The 16,887-nt window shown below is 74.7% G+C and carries 17 protein-coding genes and 1 tRNA gene; 10 read left to right on the top strand and 8 right to left on the bottom strand.

Translation table 11 applies throughout. The annotated features are described in order from the left end of the window. The first annotated feature begins 124 nt into the window (after positions 1-124). Positions 125-1,144 carry a DNA polymerase III subunit delta gene (gene holA / locus FHL79_RS04405; protein WP_138757403.1) on the top strand — a complete coding sequence of 340 codons (1,020 nt, stop codon included), beginning with the start codon at positions 125-127 and terminating at the stop codon, positions 1,142-1,144. A 78-nt stretch (positions 1,145-1,222) separates the two neighbouring features. On the opposite strand, the gene rpsT is transcribed toward holA, so the two are convergent. Further along, positions 1,223-1,483 carry a 30S ribosomal protein S20 gene (gene rpsT / locus FHL79_RS04400; RefSeq protein WP_138757402.1) on the bottom strand — a complete coding sequence of 87 codons (261 nt, stop codon included), beginning with the start codon at positions 1,481-1,483 and terminating at the stop codon, positions 1,223-1,225. 204 nt (positions 1,484-1,687) lie between these two features. Here rpsT and lepA point away from each other — a divergent pair, with 204 nt between their 5' ends. Continuing rightward, positions 1,688-3,532, top strand: coding sequence for a translation elongation factor 4 (gene lepA, locus FHL79_RS04395; protein WP_138757401.1), 1,845 nt, complete (start codon positions 1,688-1,690; stop codon positions 3,530-3,532). Then, on the top strand, positions 3,529-4,182 hold the full coding sequence (locus tag FHL79_RS04390; RefSeq protein ID WP_138757400.1) for an MOSC domain-containing protein: 654 nt from the start codon (positions 3,529-3,531) through the stop codon (positions 4,180-4,182). Before lepA ends, FHL79_RS04390 begins: the two co-directional genes overlap by 4 nt. Before the next feature lie 18 nt (positions 4,183-4,200). Here FHL79_RS04390 and FHL79_RS04385 read toward each other — a convergent pair whose 3' ends face one another. Beyond that, entirely contained in the window at positions 4,201-4,650 is a 450-nt protein-coding gene (locus tag FHL79_RS04385) for a MarR family winged helix-turn-helix transcriptional regulator (RefSeq protein WP_138757399.1), read from the bottom strand. 91 nt (positions 4,651-4,741) lie between these two features. Between FHL79_RS04385 and FHL79_RS04380 the strand changes: the two genes are divergently transcribed. Further along, positions 4,742-5,185 carry a nuclear transport factor 2 family protein gene (locus FHL79_RS04380; protein ID WP_171058008.1) on the top strand — a complete coding sequence of 148 codons (444 nt, stop codon included), beginning with the start codon at positions 4,742-4,744 and terminating at the stop codon, positions 5,183-5,185. A gap of 47 nt (positions 5,186-5,232) precedes the next feature. Here the strand turns inward: FHL79_RS04380 and FHL79_RS04375 are convergent, their stop codons facing one another. From FHL79_RS04375 to selD, 3 genes are read right to left on the bottom strand one after another with little or no spacing between them, the layout of a single operon-like run. Next, positions 5,233-5,541, bottom strand: a complete 309-nt coding sequence (locus FHL79_RS04375) for an antibiotic biosynthesis monooxygenase family protein (protein WP_138757397.1) — start codon at positions 5,539-5,541, stop codon at positions 5,233-5,235. 16 nt (positions 5,542-5,557) lie between these two features. Continuing rightward, positions 5,558-6,523 carry a zinc-binding dehydrogenase gene (locus FHL79_RS04370; protein ID WP_138757396.1) on the bottom strand — a complete coding sequence of 322 codons (966 nt, stop codon included), beginning with the start codon at positions 6,521-6,523 and terminating at the stop codon, positions 5,558-5,560. Between the two features lie 47 nt (positions 6,524-6,570). After that, the gene (gene selD / locus FHL79_RS04365) at positions 6,571-7,578 is read right to left on the bottom strand and encodes a selenide, water dikinase SelD (RefSeq protein WP_138757395.1); all 1,008 of its coding nucleotides are present in this window, start codon (positions 7,576-7,578) and stop codon (positions 6,571-6,573) included. Positions 7,579-7,638: 60 nt separating this feature from the next. Here selD and FHL79_RS24965 point away from each other — a divergent pair. The 3 genes from FHL79_RS24965 to selB all read left to right on the top strand — a co-directional run bounded on the left by FHL79_RS24965 (position 7,639) and on the right by selB (position 10,848). Further along, positions 7,639-7,734, top strand: a tRNA-OTHER gene (locus tag FHL79_RS24965). 61 nt (positions 7,735-7,795) lie between these two features. Next, positions 7,796-9,112: an L-seryl-tRNA(Sec) selenium transferase gene (gene selA / locus FHL79_RS04360; RefSeq protein ID WP_138757394.1), complete on the top strand. Its 1,317-nt coding sequence runs from the start codon at positions 7,796-7,798 to the stop codon at positions 9,110-9,112. Next, on the top strand, positions 9,103-10,848 hold the full coding sequence (gene selB, locus FHL79_RS04355; protein ID WP_138757393.1) for a selenocysteine-specific translation elongation factor: 1,746 nt from the start codon (positions 9,103-9,105) through the stop codon (positions 10,846-10,848). The genes selA and selB overlap by 10 nt, the downstream gene beginning before the upstream one ends. A gap of 7 nt (positions 10,849-10,855) precedes the next feature. On the opposite strand, the gene FHL79_RS24960 is transcribed toward selB, so the two are convergent. Together FHL79_RS24960 and FHL79_RS04350 are read right to left on the bottom strand one after the other, a co-directional pair. Further along, positions 10,856-11,020, bottom strand: a complete 165-nt coding sequence (locus FHL79_RS24960) for a hypothetical protein (protein WP_171058007.1) — start codon at positions 11,018-11,020, stop codon at positions 10,856-10,858. Positions 11,021-11,110: 90 nt separating this feature from the next. Beyond that, complete coding sequence (locus FHL79_RS04350; protein WP_138757392.1) at positions 11,111-11,896, bottom strand: enoyl-CoA hydratase-related protein; 786 nt, start codon at positions 11,894-11,896, stop codon at positions 11,111-11,113. A gap of 50 nt (positions 11,897-11,946) precedes the next feature. Between FHL79_RS04350 and hemW the strand changes: the two genes are divergently transcribed. Next, complete coding sequence (gene hemW / locus FHL79_RS04345; protein ID WP_138757391.1) at positions 11,947-13,191, top strand: radical SAM family heme chaperone HemW; 1,245 nt, start codon at positions 11,947-11,949, stop codon at positions 13,189-13,191. A 64-nt stretch (positions 13,192-13,255) separates the two neighbouring features. Here the strand turns inward: hemW and recQ are convergent, their stop codons facing one another. Next, positions 13,256-15,130 carry a DNA helicase RecQ gene (gene recQ, locus FHL79_RS04340; protein WP_246080340.1) on the bottom strand — a complete coding sequence of 625 codons (1,875 nt, stop codon included), beginning with the start codon at positions 15,128-15,130 and terminating at the stop codon, positions 13,256-13,258. A 105-nt stretch (positions 15,131-15,235) separates the two neighbouring features. Here recQ and FHL79_RS04335 point away from each other — a divergent pair, with 105 nt between their 5' ends. After that, positions 15,236-16,144 (top strand): ATP-binding cassette domain-containing protein, encoded by a 909-nt coding sequence (locus FHL79_RS04335; protein WP_138757390.1) that lies wholly within the window; start codon positions 15,236-15,238, stop codon positions 16,142-16,144. After that, positions 16,141-16,887, top strand: a complete 747-nt coding sequence (locus FHL79_RS04330) for an ABC transporter permease (RefSeq protein WP_138757389.1) — start codon at positions 16,141-16,143, stop codon at positions 16,885-16,887. Before FHL79_RS04335 ends, FHL79_RS04330 begins: the two co-directional genes overlap by 4 nt.

Genomic DNA, 16,887 nt, shown 5'->3' with positions numbered 1-16,887 from the left:
GCCGTGCGCGGGCCGGACGAGGTCCAGCGGGCGACCGCGGGCGGGGTGCCGGGCGTTCCCGCGGGAACGCCCGACGGGCCCGCGGCGGCCCGGTCCCGTCGGCACCGCGTGGCAGCATGGCCGCGTGGCAGCCAGCGCAGCAGCACCGCCCGCACCGACGTCGCGGCTGCGCGTCGTGGTCGGCGAGGAGGAACTGCTGCGGGCCCGCGCCGTCTCCGCCGTGCGGGCCGCGGTGCGCGAGCGCCACGCCGACAGCGAGGAGCACGAGCTGGCCGCGGCCGGCCTCCCGATCGGTGACCTGGCGGAGGTGCTGGCGCCGTCGCTGTTCGGTGGTCACCGGCTGGTCGTCGTCACCGGGGTGCACGAGGCCGCGGGTGCCCTGGCCGACCAGCTGGTCAGCTACACCAAGGACCCCGACCCGGAGCTGACGCTGGTGGTCGTGCACAACGGCGGCAAGCGGAACGAGGCGCTGCTCAAGACCTTCAAGGCCGCCGGGGCGGCGGTCGACGAGTGCCCGAAGATCAGCTCGGCGGGTGAGCGGATCGCCTTCCTGCGCAACGAGGTCCGGCACGCCGGCGGGAGGATCACCCCCGACGCGGCCACCGCCCTGCTCGAGGCGGTCGGCAACGACCTGCGCAACCTCTCGGCTGCGGCCAGCCAGCTGGTGTCGGACTTCGGCGGGGTCGTCGACGCCGACGCGGTCGCCCGGTTCCACCGCGGGCAGGCCGAGGTCACCGGCTTCACCGTCGCCGAGCGGGTGCTGGTCGGGGACTCGGCCGGGTCGATCGAGATGCTGCGCTGGGCGTTGGACCGCGGCGTGGCCCACGTGCTCATCGCCGATGCCCTCGCCGACGGGGTCCGCACCGCGGCCCGGGTCGCCTCGCTGAACACCACGAACACCGGCGAGCTCGCCCGGCAGCTGAAGCTGCCGCCGTGGAAGGTCAAGAAGGCGCAGAGCCAGGCGCGCGGCTGGACGATCGACGCCCTGCAGCAGGCGATCGGGGTGGCCGCCGAGCTCAACGCCGACGTCAAGGGCGCCGCCGCCAGCGCGGACTACGCGCTGGAGCGGGCCGTCCGGCGGATCGTGGCGATCCGCGCGGCCGGCGCGGCCGGTCGCGGGGAACGGCTGCGCGCCGGGCGCTGAGCAGGCGGGCGCAGCCGGGACAGCGACGAGCCCCCCTCCCGGACGGGAGAGGGGCTCGTCGTCGAGCGGGTGCTCAGCTCAGAGGCTGGCGACCTTCTTGGCCAGCGCCGACTTGCGGTTCGCTGCCTGGTTCTTGTGGATGACGCCCTTGCTGGCGGCCTTGTCGAGCGCCTTGCTGGCGACCTGGAGAGCGGTGGCCGCCGCCTCCTTGTCCCCGGCGTCGGCGGCCGTGCGGAAGCGCCGGACCGTCGTCTTCAGGGCGGACTTGACCGCGACGTTGCGCTTGCGCGCGATCTCGTTGGTCTTGATCCGCTTGATCTGGGACTTGATGTTCGCCACGCGTGAGCCTCGGGTGATCGCAGGGGGTGTCTGACAGTGCGTCCACGGCGCGATGAAGCGCACGGCGGACCGGCCTCACAAGATACCAGCCCGGTCAGGACACCCCAACCCGCGCCGGTGGGGCGACCGACGAGCGAGGCCCGCCCCGACCCGTCGCGGGCGATCGCTGGACGATCGGCACGGTCGTGGGACGATGGGGGCACTGTGACGACTCCTGCCTCCACCGATCCCGCCCGGATCCGGAACTTCTGCATCATCGCCCACATCGACCACGGCAAGTCGACGCTGGCCGACCGGATGCTCGAGGTCACCGGGCTGGTCGAAGGCCGCAACATGCGCGCCCAGTACCTCGACCGGATGGACATCGAGCGCGAGCGCGGCATCACCATCAAGGCGCAGAACGTCCGGCTGCCGTGGACCCCGCGCACCGGGGACGACACCGGCACCGAGTTCGTGCTCGACATGATCGACACCCCGGGCCACGTCGACTTCACCTACGAGGTCTCCCGGTCACTCGCCGCCTGCGAGGGCGCCGTGCTGCTGGTCGACGCCGCGCAGGGCATCGAGGCGCAGACGCTGGCGAACCTGTACCTGGCGCTGGAGAACGACCTCACGATCATCCCGGTGCTCAACAAGATCGACCTGCCGGCGGCGCAGCCGGAGAAGTACGCCGCGGAGATCGCGCACATCATCGGCTGCGACCCCGACGACGTGCTGCGGGTCAGCGGCAAGACCGGCGAGGGCGTGCCCGCGCTGCTCGACCGGATCGTGCAGGAGATCCCCCCGCCGACCGGCCGGGACGAGGGTCCGGCACGCGCGATGATCTTCGACTCGGTCTACGACATCTACCGCGGTGTGATCACCTACGTCCGCGTCGTCGACGGCCGGATCTCCGCCCGGGACAAGATCAAGATGATGTCGACCGGCGCCACGCATGAGCTGCTGGAGATCGGCGTCATCTCCCCCGAGCCCAAGCAGGTCGACAGCCTGGGCATCGGTGAGGTCGGCTACTTCATCACCGGGGTGAAGGACGTCCGGCAGTCCCGCGTCGGTGACACCGTCACCCTCCAGCACAAGCCGGCCACCGAGTCGATCGGCGGCTACCGCGACCCGAAGCCGATGGTCTACTCCGGGCTCTACCCGATCGACGGCAGCGACTACCCGCTGCTGCGCGAGGCGCTGGACAAGCTGCTGCTCAACGACGCCGCCCTGACCTACGAGCCGGAGACGTCCGCCGCGCTGGGCTTCGGGTTCCGGGTCGGGTTCCTGGGCCTGCTGCACCTGGAGATCGTCCGGGAGCGGCTGGAGCGCGAGGCGGGCATCAGCCTGATCTCCACCGCGCCCAACGTCGTCTACCGCGTGGTCATGGAGGACGGCTCCGAGATCACGGTGACCAACCCCAGCGACTGGCCGGGCGGCAAGCTCGGCACCATCTACGAGCCGATCGTCAAGGCCACGATCATCGCGCCGAGCGACTACACCGGCGTGATCATGGAACTCTGCCAGGGGCGTCGCGGGCAGCTCGGGGGCATGGACTACCTGTCGGAGTCCCGGGTCGAGCTGCGCTACACGCTGCCGCTCGGCGAGATCATCTTCGACTTCTTCGACGCGCTGAAGTCCCGAACGCGCGGCTACGCGAGTCTGGACTACGCCGAGGCCGGCGAGCAGGAGGCGAAGCTGGTCAAGGTCGACATCCTGCTGCAGGGCGAGGCCGTCGACGCCTTCTCCGCGATCGTGCACGCCGACAAGGCGTACAGCTACGGGGTGCTGATGGCCGGCAAGCTCCGCGAGCTGATCCCGCGCCAGCAGTTCGAGGTCCCCATCCAGGCCGCCGTCGGCGCCCGGGTCATCGCCCGCGAGACGGTGCGGGCCATCCGCAAGGACGTGCTGGCCAAGTGCTACGGCGGTGACATCACCCGCAAGCGCAAGTTGCTGGAGAAGCAGAAGGAGGGCAAGAAGCGGATGAAGATGGTCGGCCGCGTCGAGGTCCCCCAGGAGGCGTTCGTCGCCGCCCTCTCCACCAACGAGTCGACTGCCGCCAAGAAGTGAGGGGCCGGCTCGAGGCGGTCTGCGTCTCCGGGGCGGACCTGCTCCCGCTGCCGGGCAAGCGGCCCAACCGGTCCGGCATCCGCAAGTCGCCGGTACCCGACCGCGTCGCGGTCGAGCCGCTCGGCCTGGACGGCGACGTCCAGGTCAACAAGAAGCACCACGGCGGTGAGGGCCAGGCGGTCTACGCCTACGCCCAGGAGGACGCCGACTGGTGGGTCGCCGAGCTGGACCGCGACCTGCCGCCGGGCCGGTTCGGGGAGAACCTGCGCACCAGCGGGCTGGACCTGCGCACCGCCGTCCTCGGCGAGCGCTGGCTGGTCGGTTCGGCGCTGCTCCAGGTCACCTCCTGGCGCACCCCGTGCGCGAACTTCGCCCGGTTCTGGGGCGTCCCCGACCTGGTCAAGCGGTTCGCCGCGCACGGCGCCACCGGGGCCTACCTGCGGGTGCTCGAGACCGGGGACATCGGCGCCGGCGACGACGTCGACGTCCTCTCCCGCCCTGACCACGGCATCACCGTCGAGACGGCGTTCCGGATCGCCATGACCGAGCGGTCCCGGCTGCCCGAGCTCGTCCCGGTGCTGCGGTACCTGCCGGTCAAGGACCAGCCGAAGCTCGCCGCGAAGATCGAGCGGCTCGCCGTCCGGGCCTGACCGGGCTGTCTCATTGCCTCAGCCCACGGCGCCGTGGTGGTCGACCACCACCGTGAGCAGCCGGACCAGCTCCTCGCGTTCGGCAGGAGACAGGGGGGCGAGCAGCTGGTCCTGCGCCGAGTGGACGAGCCGATCGAGGTCCTGCAGCCGCTCGGTGCCGCGGTCGCTGATCCGCACCGTGTTGCGCCGTCGATCCGCTGGGTCCGTCTCCCGGACCACCTGCCCGGCGGACGCCAGCGCACCTACGGCGGCGGTGACGTCGCTCCGGTCCAGTCCGACCCGGCGTCCGAGCTCGGCCTGGCTGGCCGGGCCGGACTCGTGCAGCGCGGCGAGCACCGAGTAGTGCCAGCGGTGCGCGCCCGTCCGTGACAGCTGCCCGGACACCAGTCCGGCGGCGGTCAGCGATGCTTGGCTGACCAGCCAGCTCGGCAGGCCGCGCAGTGCCCTCGGCGCCGAGCGACTGTCCATGCCGGCAACTCTAGGGGCTGGACGGCGATGCCCGACGAGGTTACCGTTGGCGCTGCCAACATTGGTCTCGCCAACGAGTCAGGGGTCCTTGATGAGGTCATCGTCCGATGCCACACCGTTGCTCGACGAGCTGTCCGACCGACTGGCGGTGACCGATCTGGTGCACCGCCTCGGGGTCTGCCTGGACGAGCACCGCTTCGACGCGCTCGACGACGTGCTGACCGAGGACGTCACCGCGGCGACCCCCGGCGGCGAGGCGACCGGTCGGCCCGCCGTCGTCGCCCAGGCGGTGCGCAACCACGCCGACTTCACCGGCCTGCAGCACGTCATCACCAACGTCCTGGTCGACCTCGCCGGCGATGCTGCCACGGCGCGGGCCAACGTCGTCGGCACCTTCGTCCGGGGCGGTTCACGTCCGGCGCGTCAGCTCGGAGCCGTGTACCGCTTTCGAGCCCGGCGCGGCCCCAAGGGCTGGCGGCTGGCCGGCATCGAGGTCCGGCCGACCTGGCGCGTGGACACGGACACGCCTGGCTGACGGGCCCTCGCCCCGGCGGCCGACCGCGATGCTGTCCGCGGCGCAGATCAGGTCGGCTCGTGCACGTCGTAGTGGGTGACCGTGGACTCCCGGTCGACGAGCCAGCGGTCGTCCTCGGGGTAGAGGACGGCGGCTGTGACGTCGTCCCCGGCGAAGGCGCGCACGGCGTCCTCGGAGGTCCACAGGCTGAACGTGAGCACCTCGGTGCGGCCGTCGGGCAGGTCGTGGGTCAGCAGGTGGGCGGCGAGGTTCCCGGGCGTGCGCCGGTAGTGCGCCATGCCCGTCTCCTCGACGTACCGGACGTAGTCGGCCCGGTCCTCGCTGCGCACCCAGCCCCGCCAGGTCCTGGCGATCACCTCGGTACCTCCTCCGTCAGAGCGTGAACACGATCTTCCCGGCGGTGCGGCCCTCCAGCATCCGCTGGAAGCCCTCATGTGCCTGCGCCAGCGGGAGCTCGACGTCGATCTGCGGGCGGACGCCGGTGATCCGGCACATCTGGATCAGGTCGTCGAGCTCCTCGCGGGTGCCCATCGTCGAGCCGATCACCGACAGCTGGGTGAAGAAGACCCGGTTGAGCTCCGCGCCGGGGTTGAAGCCGGTCGTCGCGCCGCAGGTGACGACCACCCCGCCGGGCCTCAGCGACTTGATGCTGTGGCTCCAGGTGGCCTCACCGACGGTCTCCATGACGCCGTCCACCCGCTCGGGCAGCCGCGCGCCGGTCTCGAAGGCCTGGTCGGCGCCGAGCGCGAGCGCCGCGGTCCGCTTCTCCTCGCTGCGCCCGGTCACCCAGACCCGGTAGCCGGCGGCGCTGCCCAACCGGATGAGCGCGGTCGCCACCCCGCCGCTGGCGCCCTGCACCAGGATCGTCGACCCGGGCCGCAGCCCGGACCGGACGAAGAGCATCCGGTAGGCGGTCAGCCACGCGGTCGGCAGGCAGGCGGCCTCGGCGAAGGAGAGCTCGGCCGGCTTGGGCACCAGGTTCCGGCGCGGGACGGCGACCTGCTCGGCCATCGTGCCCTGGTGCAGCTCGGAGAACAGCGACCGCTTCGGGTCCAGCGTCTCGTCACCGGTCCACCCCGGGGTGGACACGACGCCGTGCACCACGACCTCGTTGCCGTCCTCGTCCAGCCCGGCCGCGTCGGTGCCCAGCACCATCGGCATCCGCTCCGCCGGCAGCCCGATGCCCTGCAGGCTGAACAGGTCGTGGTGGTTCAACGAGGTCGCCTTGACCTGCACCGTCGTCCAACCCTCGGGCACCTCGGGTGCGGGCCGGTTCCCCACCTCCAGCACGGAGAGCGGGTCCTTCGGGGCGGGCGCGGAGACGAAGGCAGCAAGCACCCCTGCAAGCTAACGGAGCCGGCGGCACGGTGCGACGCCGGTCACCCTCAGCGGACGACGACGGCGAACTCCTGCTCGGCGACGAACTCCCCGATCACCGGGGCGCCGGGGACCTCGCCACCGAGCAGCAGCCCACCGGAGGTCTGCGCGTCGGCCAGCAGCAGCGCCTCCACCTCGTCGACGGCGGACAGGTCGGTGAACGGCGTGACCCAGGCCAGGTTGCGGCGGGTGCCGCCGGAGACGTAGCCGTCGGCGGCGGACTGCCGTGCGCCGGCCAGGTAGGGCACCGCGGCGGCCTCCACGACCGCGGTCACCCCGCTGGCACGGGCCATCTTGTAGAGGTGCCCGAGCAGGCCGAAGCCGGTGACGTCGGTCCCGGCCCGCACGCCCGCGGCGACGGCGGCCACCGACGCCGCCGCGTTCAGCCGGCTCATCGAGTCCACCGCCTCAGCCGACACCTCGCCGGTGGCCTTCATCCGGTTGTTCAGCGTCCCGACGCCGAGCGCCTTGGTCAGCGAGATCGGGGTGCCGGCGGTCGCCGCGTCGTTGCGGATCAGCCGCTCGGGGTCGACCAGCCCGGTGACGGCCATCCCGTAGGTGGGCTCCGGGGAGTCGATCGAGTGCCCGCCACCGACGTGGCAGCCGGCGGCCTGGGCCACCTCGAGCCCGCCGCGGAGCACCTCGGCGGCCAGCTCCATCGGCAGCACGTCGCGCGGCCAGCCGAGCAGGTTCACCGCCACGACCGGGGTGCCGCCCATGGCGTAGACGTCGGACAGGGCGTTGGCCGCGGCGATCCGGCCGAAGGTGAACGCGTCGTCGACGACCGGGGTGAAGAAGTCGGTGGTGAGCACCAGGCCCTGACCGCCGGCGAGGCGCACCACCGCGGCGTCGTCACCGTCGTCCAGCCCGACGACCAGCTCGGCCGCCGGGTCGACCGGGCCGGAGTGGGTCAGGCCGGCGACGACCGCCTCCAGCTCACCCGGTGGGATCTTGCAGGCGCAGCCGCCGCCGTGGGCGAACTGGGTGAGCCGGACGGGCGGGGCGAGAGCGGTCACGCAGTGAATCTAGGCCCGCCCGCGCGGCAGCCGCCGGGCACCGGCCCTAGGCTCGGCGGCGGAGGCGTCAGGGTGTCTGGTGGCCCCCGCGGCCTCTAAAGCCGACGTGACCGAGCAGCTCGGTCAGGCGGGTTCGATTCCCGTCCGCCTCCGCCACGGCCCGTGCGGGGCCGGCCCCCGGGCCGGCCCCGCACCGGCCACCTACGCTGGCCCGGTCATGACCGGAGACCCCCGCCGCTCGGTTCCGCGCACCGATGCCGTGCTGGCCGAGCCGCTGGTGGCGGCCGCGGTCGACCGGCTGGGCCGCGACCTGGTGAGGACCGCCGTGCAGGCCGCCCAGCAGCGGGTCCGGGACGGCGAGCTGCCCGCCGGCGACGTCGTCCCGGCGGTGCTGGCCGCCCTGCCGGGCACCGCGAGCAGCCTGCGCCCGGTGCTCAACGCCACCGGCGTGCTGGTGCACACCAACCTGGGCCGGGCGCCGCTGTCAGTCGCCGCGGTCGAGGCCGTGGTCGCCGCCGCCGGCACCACCGACGTGGAGCTGGACCTGGGCACCGGACGGCGTGGCCCGCGCGGGGAGGGCGCGCTGACCGCGCTGCTGGCCGCGGTCCCGGCGGCCGAGGCCGCCCTGGTGGTCAACAACTGCGCCGCCGCGCTGGCGTTGGTCGCCACCGCGCTCGGCCAGGGCCGCGAGCTCGTGCTGGCCCGCGGCGAGCTGGTCGAGATCGGCGACGGGTTCCGGATCCCCGACCTGCTGGCCAGCACCGGCGCGCGGCTGCGCGAGGTGGGGACGACGAACCGGGTCTCCGTCGCCGACTACACCGCCGCCCTCGGTCCGGACACCGGCGCGGTGCTCAAGGTGCACCCGTCGAACTTCGTCGTCCGCGGCTTCACCCGGGCCGTCGAGGTCGCCGAGCTCGCCCCGGCGCTGGCCGGGACCGGGGTGCCGCTGGTCGCCGACGTGGGCAGCGGCCTGCTGCGCCCGCACCCGCTGCTGCCCGACGAGCCGGACCTGCAGACCACCCTGGCCGCCGGCGCCGACCTCGCGCTGTGCAGCGGGGACAAGCTGCTCGGCGGACCGCAGGCCGGCATCGTGCTGGGCCGGGCCGACCTCGTCCAGCGTCTCCGCCGGCATCCGCTGTACCGCGCGCTGCGGGTGGACAAGACGACCCTGGCCGCGCTGGAGGCGACGTTGCGGGGGCCGCTGCCCCCGGTCCGGCAGATGCTCGACGCCGACCCGGCGGGGCTGCGTGCCCGGGCCGCATCGGTCGCCGCCGCACTCCAGGCGGCCGGGGTGCCCGCCGTGGCGGTCGACTCGACCGCGCGGGTCGGTGGCGGCGGGGCGCCGGAGTTCCAGCTGCCCAGCGCCGCGGTGGCGCTCGACGTCCGCTTCGCCGAGCCGCTGCGGCTCGGGGCCCGGCCGGTGGTCGGGTACGTCGACGGGGACCGCACGCTGCTGGACCTGCGCAGCCTGGCACCGGCCGACGACGAGGCGCTGGTCGCCGCGGTCGAGGAGGTGGCCCGCCGGTGGACGTGATCGCCACCGCCGGCCACGTCGACCACGGCAAGTCCACGCTGGTGACGGCGTTGACCGGGATGGAACCCGACCGGTGGGAGGAGGAGCGCCGCCGCGGCCTCACCATCGACCTGGGGTTCGCCTGGACGACGCTGCCCTCGGGCCGGCGGGTGGCCGTCGTCGACGTCCCCGGCCACGAGCGCTTCATCGGCAACATGCTGGCCGGCGTCGGCTCGGTGCCGACCGCGCTGGTGGTCGTCGCGGCCGACGACGGGTGGTCGGCGCAGACCGCCGAGCACGTCGCGGTGCTGGACGCCCTGGGCGTCCGGGCCGGGCTGCTCGCGGTCACCAAGGCCGACCTCGCCGACGCCGGTCCGGTGCTCGCCGACGCGCGGGAGCGGCTGGCCGGCACCTCGCTGGGTCAGGTCCCCGCCGTGGCGGTCAGTGCCCGCACCGGCGCCGGGCTGCCCGAGCTGTCGGCCGCGTTGGAGCAGGTGCTGGCGGGGCTGCCCGCACCCGACCCGGCCGCGCCGGTGCGGCTGTGGGTCGACCGGGCCTTCACCATCCGCGGCGCCGGGACGGTCGTCACCGGCACGCTGGCGGCCGGCACCGTGACGGCGGGGGACCGGCTGGACCTGGGCGGCCGGCTGGTGACCGTCCGCGGGCTGCAGTCGCTGGGTGCGCCGGTGGAGACGGCGGCGGCCACCGCCCGGGTGGCGCTGAACCTGCGCGGCGTCGCGGTGGAGGAGATCTCCCGCGGCGACGCGCTGCTGACCCCGGACGCGTTCCGCCGCACCGCCGACCTCGACGTCACCCTGGTCGCACCGGTCGAGGGGACGCTGCCGGCCGAGGCCGTCGTCCACATCGGCTCGGCGACGGTGGGCGCGCGGGTGCGGCCGCTGGACGGGACGGCGGTGCGGCTCCGGCTCGCGCACGAGCTGCCGCTGCGGGTCGGTGACCGGCTCCTGCTGCGTGATCCCGGGGCGCGTCGGGTGCTGGGCGCGGACGTGCGGGACGTCGACCCGCCGGAGCTGCGTCGGCGGGGGGCGGCCCGGTCACGTGCCGCCGAGCTCGCCGAGCAGCCGCCCGGTGCCGAGGGCGCGGCAGCCGACCTGGCCCGGCGCCGCTGGGTCCGGCGTGCCGACTTCGTCGCCATGGGGTGGCCGGTGCCGGCCGGGGCGACGACGGTCGGGCCCTGGCTCATCGCGCCGGGCCTCGCCGACGAGCTCGCGGCCCGCGTGCCGCAGGTGGTGGCCCGGTACCGGCAGCTGCGCCCGCTGGAGCCCGGGCCGCCGGTGGCGGTGCTGCGGTCGGCGCTCGAGCTGCCCGACGTCGAGCTGGTGCCCGCCGTCGTCCGGGCGCCGCTGGAGCTGCGCGAGGGGCGGGTGGTCGCCGCGGACCCCGGGCTGCCGCCGGAGGTGCAGCGGGCGGTGGACGGGATCCGCGCCCGGCTGGCCGAGCAGCCGTTCGCCGCGCCGGAGGCGGGTGACCTCGTCGCCGCCGGGCTGGGGACGCGCGAGCTGGCCGCCGCGGTGCGCGCCGAGCAGCTGGTGCGGATCACCGACGGCGTCTACCTGGCTCCCGGCGTGGCCGAGGTGGCGCGCGCCCGGCTGACGACGCTGCCGCAGCCGTTCACGCTCAGCCAGGCGCGGCAGGCGTGGGGGACCAGCCGCCGGGTCGCCGTCCCGCTGGCCGAGTGGCTGGACGCCCGCGGCATCACCGTCCGGCTGCCGGACAACACCCGCCGGCTGCGCTGACCGCGGGTCAGGGGGTCCCGGGGCCGAACAGGGCGACCCGCCAGACCTCCTGCAGCGGCGTCTCGGCCGGCATCGGCGGGCTCACGTCCGAGGTCTCCACGACGTCCTCCGGCAGCACCCGCTCCGGCAGCTCGCGGAAGCGGGCGCGGGGGTCCCGCTCGGACTCGGTCATGGGCCGAGGATGAGCGCGGCGCAGTCGCGGGGCAAGTGCTCCCGCGACGCTTGTGCTCGGCTCACCGTGGTGAGCAGAGCACGAGCGTGCTCAGGAGGTGGTCGGGACCCAGCGGGCCGGACGCTTCTCGTGGAACGCCGCGATGCCCTCCTGGCCCTCGTCGCCGGCGAAGAACCGGGCCGACAGCTCCAGCAGCGCGGGGAACTGACCGTCCAGGTCGGTGTCCGCGCGCAGCAGCCGCTTGGTCTCGGCGAGGGCGGCCGGCGCCCCGGCCGCGAGTGCGGTCACCTGCGCGGCGACGGTGACGTCGACCTCGTCGTCGGCGACGGCCAGGTCGACCAACCCGCCGGCCGCCGCGGTTCCGGCGTCGAAGACCTCGCCGGTGAGCATCAGCCGGTGCGCGACGTGCGGCAGCATCCGCGGCCGGCACACCGCGGAGATGACGGCCGGGACGACGCCGATCCGGACCTCGGTGAAGGCGAAGGTCGCGCTCGCGCCGGCCACCACGACGTCGCACGCGGCGGCCAGGCCGACACCGCCCGCGCGGGCCGGCCCGCGCACCGCGGCGAGCACCGGCTTCGGCGCGGACCACACCAGCTGCAGCAGCTCGGGGAGCTCGTTCACCCCCTGGTCGGCAGCGCCACCGCCGGTGGCCTCGGAGAGGTCCATGCCGGAGCAGAAGACCCGGCCGGTGTGGTCGAGCACCACCACCCGGACGGCGTCGTCGGCGAACGCCTCGGTCAGCGCCTGCCGGAGCTGCGCGCGCATCGCCCGGGACAGCGCGTTGCGGTTCGCGGGGGAGTCCAGGGTCAGCCGGGCCACGCCCGAGGACACCTCGACGTGCAGGACGCGGTCACCGGTGGTCGCGGAGGTCACGCCGACATGGTGCCGGTCGGTTGCCGGGGGCGGTCACACTGGGAGCAGCGATGACGACCACGACGCCCCAGACCCTGCCTCTCCTCGGCCAGACCCCGCCGCTCCCGGCCGACCCCTCGATGCTGCCGGCGGCCGCGCGGGACAGCCTGCGGACGACGCCCTTCGGCCTGTACGTGCACGTGCCGTTCTGCGCCACCCGGTGCGGCTACTGCGACTTCAACACCTACACCTCCGACGAGCTGGGCCCGGGCGCCAACCGCAGCGAGTACGCCGGTACCGCGATCGCCGAGCTGCGGCTGGCCGCCGACGTGCTCGGCCCGGACCGCCCCGCCGTGCAGACGGTGTTCGTCGGCGGCGGCACCCCCACCCTGCTGCCGGCGCACGACCTGGTCGCGGTGATGGACGCCGTCCGGGAGCTGTTCCCGGTCGCGCCCGACGTGGAGGTGACCACCGAGGCCAACCCCGAGTCGGTGACCCCGGAGTCGCTCGCCGTGCTGCGGGCCGGCGGGTTCACCCGGATCAGCCTGGGCATGCAGTCCGCCGCCGAGCACGTCCTGGCCGTGCTGGACCGCCGGCACACCCCCGGCCGCGCGGTGCAGGCCGCCCACGAGGCGCGGGCGGCCGGCTTCGAGCACGTCAACCTGGACCTGATCTACGGCGCCCCGGGGGAGAGCGACGCCGACTGGCAGACCTCGCTGGACGCCGTCCTGGCCGCTCCCGTCGACCACGTCAGCGCCTACGCGCTGATCGTGGAGCAGGGCACCCGGCTGGCTCGCCGGGTGGCCCGCGGCGAGCTGCCGATGCCGGACGACGACGTGCTGGCCGACCGGTACGAGCAGGCCGACCGCGCGTTCGCGAGTGCCGGGCTCGGCTGGTACGAGGTGTCGAACTGGGCGCGCGACCGGGCAGCCCGCTGCCGGCACAACGAGCTGTACTGGGCCAACGCGAACTGGTGGGGCATCGGACCGGGCGCGCACTCGCACGTCGGCGGGCTGCGCTGGTGGAACGTCAAGCACCCGGCCGCCTACGCCGACCGGATCACCGCCGGTCTGCACCCGGCCGCGGACACCGAGCTGCTGAGCCCTGCGGACCAGGCACTGGAACGGGTGATGCTCGGGCTCCGGCTGCGCGACGGGCTGCCGCTGACGGCGCTGAGCGCGGGAGGCCGGGCGCGGGCCGCGGAGGCATGCGTCCGCGGGCTGCTGGAGGCCGGGCCGCACACCGCCGGGCTCGCCGTCCTCACCGACCGCGGCCGGTTGCTCGCCGACGCCGTCGTCCGGGACCTCACCGATTGAGGACCCCGCTGCCCCCCCACCACTCGCAGGCTCGTGGCGGGACCCTGCAGCGGGGCCAAAGGGCCTAGGTGTGCAGGGCGGCCAGGAGCGACTCGCCGTAGCGCTCCAGCTTGGCCGCGCCGACGCCGCTGACGGTGCCCAGGGCGGCCAGGGTCGGCGGTTCCTCGGTGGCGATCTGCCGCAGCGTCGCGTCGTGGAAGACGACGTAGGCGGGTACGCCCTGCTCCTTGGCCGTCGCGGACCGCCAGGCCCGCAGCCGCTCGAACGCGCCGGCCGCCGCGGCGGGCAGCTCCGGGGCGGCGGTCGCCCGGTCCTTGCGCGCAGACCGGCCGGAGCGGGCCGGGCGGTCGGGGTCGCGGCGCATCAACACGGTCTGCTCCCGGCGCAGCACCGGCCCGCTGGCCTCGCTGAGCGCCAGCGTGCCGTACTCGCCCTGCACCGACAACAGCCCCTGGGCCAGCAGCTGCCGCGCGACGCCGCGCCACTGGCCCTCGGTGAGGTCGGTCCCGATGCCGAAGACGGTCAGCTCGTCGTGCGCGTGCTGGGCCACCTTGTCGGTGCGCCTGCCCAGCAGGATGTCGATCGACTGGCCGGCCCCGAACGACTGGCCCCGCTCCCGCTGCAGGCGCAGCACCGTGGACAGCAGCTTCTGCGCCGGGACGGTGGCGTCCCAGGACTCCGGCGGGGTCAGGCAGGTGTCGCAGTTCCCGCAGGGCGAGCTCTCCTGCCCGAAGTGGGCCAGCAGCCGCACCCGCCGGCAGTCGACGGTCTCGCACAGCGCCAGCATCGCGTCCAGCTGGGCCGACAGCACCCGGCGGTGCGCGGCGTCGCCGTCGGAGGTCTGGATCATCTTGCGCTGCTGGACGACGTCGGCGAGCCCGTAGGCCAGCCACGCGGTGGCGGGCTGGCCGTCGCGGCCGGCCCGGCCGGTCTCCTGGTAGTAGCCCTCGACGGACTTGGGCAGGTCCAGGTGGGCCACGAAGCGGACGTCGGGCTTGTCGATGCCCATGCCGAAGGCGATGGTCGCCACCATCACCAGGCCGTCCTCGCGCAGGAACCGGGACTGGTTCCGCGCGCGGGTCTGCTGGTCCAGCCCCGCGTGGTAAGGCAGCGCGGGGACGCCGGCGGCCACCAGGGACTCCGCGGTCTTCTCCACCGAGGCCCGGGACAGGCAGTAGACGATGCCGGCGTCGCCGGGGTGCTCGGTGCGCAGCAGGTCCAGCAGCTGCTTGAGCGGTGAGTCCTTCGGCGCGATCCGGTACTGGATGTTGGGCCGGTCGAAGCCGGCCACCACGTGCAGGGCGTCGTCGAGCTGCAGCCGGGTGCTGATCTCGGTGTGCGTGGCCGGCGTGGCCGTGGCGGTCAGCGCGATCCGGGGGACGTCGGGCCAGCGCTCGTGCAGCATCGACAGGGCCAGGTAGTCGGGCCGGAAGTCGTGACCCCACTGGGCGACGCAGTGCGCCTCGTCGATGGCGAACAGCGCGATCCGGCCGCGCTCCAGCAACCGGGCGGTGGGCGAGGAGCCGCCGCCCAGGGACTCCGGGGCCACGTAGAGCAGGTCCAGCTCCTCGGCGAGGAAGGCCTGCTCGACCGCCCGGCGCTCGTCGCGGTCCTGGCTGGAGTTGAGGAACCCGGCCCGCACACCCAGGGCCCGCAGCGCGTCCACCTGGTCCTGCATGAGCGCGATCAGGGGGGAGACGACCACGCCCACGCCCTCGCGCAGCAGCGCCGGCACCTGGTAGCACAGCGACTTGCCGCCGCCGGTGGGCATGAGCACCAGCGCGTCACCGCCTGCGACGACGTGGTCCACCACCTCGCGCTGGGGTCCGCGGAAGGCGTCGTAGCCGAACACCCGCGCCAGCACCTCGAGCGCGGGGTCGGCCGGCGCGGTGGTCGACAGCGCGGCGTTCGACAGCACCGGGGCCTCGGTCACGTCCACAGCGCGAGCGTAGGCGGGCCGGGGTGTCGTCGTCTGACATCCGTCAGACCTTGTGGAGGACGTCCGGCACTCCCGCCGTCCCCGGCCCGGCGACAGGCTGGCCACATGCCCGACACCCCCGCCCTCGACGTCCAGGGGCTGACCGTCCGCTACGGCGGCACCGTGGCCGTCGACGCGCTCGACCTGCGCATCCCGCGCGGTGCGACCGTCGCCCTGCTCGGCGCCAACGGCGCCGGCAAGTCCTCCACCCTCAACGCCGCCCTCGGCCTGTTCCGGCCGGCCGCGGGGACGGTGCGGCTGCTCGGCCGGGAGCCGGGCGAGGCGATCCGGGCCGGCGGCGTGGGCGCGATGCTGCAGCACGGCGGCCTGCCCGGTGAGACCCGGGTCGGTGAGGTGCTGACCCTGGTCCGCCGGCGCTACGCCGATCCGTGGCCGGTCGAGGACCTGCTCGCCACCGCCGGCATCGAGGGGCTGCTCGGGCGGCAGGTCGACGCCCTGTCCGGCGGACAGCGGCAGCGGGTGCTGCTGGCGCTCGCGCTGGCCGGGGCCCCGCCGCTGCTCGTCCTGGACGAGCCCACCTCGGCGATGGACGTCGAGGGGCGGCAGGCGTTCTGGACGACGATGCGCGGCCTGGCCGACCGCGGGCACACCGTCGTCTTCGCCACCCACCACCTCGACGAGGCCGACGCGGTCGCCGACCGGGTCGTGGTCGTCGACGCCGGGCGGGTGGTGGCCGACGGCTCTGCCGCCGCGATCAAGTCGCGCGTCGCCGGCCGCACCGTCCGGTTCCGCTGCCCCGGGCCGCGCGCGGGGCTCGCCGCCCTGCCCGGGGTGACGGCGGTGGGCGGGGTGGGCGAGCTGGTCGAGCTGGCCACCTCCGACGCCGAGGGCACGCTGCGGGCCCTGCTGGCCGAACGGGCCGAGCTCCCCGGCCTGGAGGTGCGCGGCGCCACCCTCGAGCAGGCGTTCCTGCACCTGACCACCCGGCCCACCGACGAGCGGAGTGCCCGATGACCGACCTGTTGCTCTTCCAGCTCCGCCGGGTGGGCCGCAACCGGCAGTACGTCTTCTTCACCATCGTGCTGCCGGCGCTGTTCACCATCCTGTTCACCCAGGTGTTCGGGGCGCAGGCCACCGCGGACGGTGGGCAGCAGGACTACGGCCGGCTGTACATGGTCTCGATGATGGCCTACGGCGCCATCGGCGCGGCCCTGGGCGCCACCATCCGGCTGGCCTTCGACCGCTCCACCGGCTGGCTGCGCCAGCTGCGGGTGGTCCCGGTACCGCCGGGCACGGCGCTCGCCGTCGACGTGGCGGTCGGCGCGCTGCTCGTGCTGCCCAGCCTGGTCGTGGTCGCGCTGGTCGGCCGGTTCGTCAACGGCGTGGAACTGGGCCTGGGCAGCTGGCTGGGGCTGATCGCGGTGCTGTGGGCCGGCTCGGTCGTCTTCGTCGCGCTCGGCATCGCGCTGGGCGTGGCGCTGGACTCCCAGGCGGCGGGCGCGGCCACGGGCATCCTCGGCACGGCCCTCGCGGCCCTCGGCGGGCTGTGGTGGCCGGTCGAGATCCTGCCGAGCGCGCTGGTCACGGTGGCGCACGCGACACCCTCCTACTGGTACGCGTCTCTGGGCCGGGACGTCGTCGCCGGCCACGCCCCCTCCGCCCCGACGGTGCTGGTGCTCCTCGCCTTCGCTGCCGTCTTCTCGGCCGCCGCCCTGGTGGTGTCCCGGCGGCGCCCGCTGCACGCGGTCGCCGGCTGA

Source organism: Modestobacter altitudinis (genome assembly GCF_005930475.1).
Taxonomy (GTDB): Bacteria; Actinomycetota; Actinomycetes; order Mycobacteriales; family Geodermatophilaceae; genus Modestobacter; species Modestobacter altitudinis.
This window is presented reverse-complemented; position numbering and strand designations above follow the sequence as displayed.

Coding starts and splice junctions, on each gene's coding strand:
- selA (WP_138757394.1), top strand. CDS start 7,796: ATGACCGGAGACCCCCGCCGCTCGGTTCCGCGCACCGATGCCGTGCTG.
- FHL79_RS04385 (WP_138757399.1), bottom strand. CDS start 4,650: ATGGACAGTCGCTCGGCGCCGAGGGCACTGCGCGGCCTGCCGAGCTGG.
- hemW (WP_138757391.1), top strand. CDS start 11,947: ATGACGACCACGACGCCCCAGACCCTGCCTCTCCTCGGCCAGACCCCG.
- FHL79_RS24960 (WP_171058007.1), bottom strand. CDS start 11,020: ATGACCGAGTCCGAGCGGGACCCCCGCGCCCGCTTCCGCGAGCTGCCG.
- FHL79_RS04335 (WP_138757390.1), top strand. CDS start 15,236: ATGCCCGACACCCCCGCCCTCGACGTCCAGGGGCTGACCGTCCGCTAC.
- FHL79_RS04330 (WP_138757389.1), top strand. CDS start 16,141: ATGACCGACCTGTTGCTCTTCCAGCTCCGCCGGGTGGGCCGCAACCGG.
- FHL79_RS04380 (WP_171058008.1), top strand. CDS start 4,742: ATGAGGTCATCGTCCGATGCCACACCGTTGCTCGACGAGCTGTCCGAC.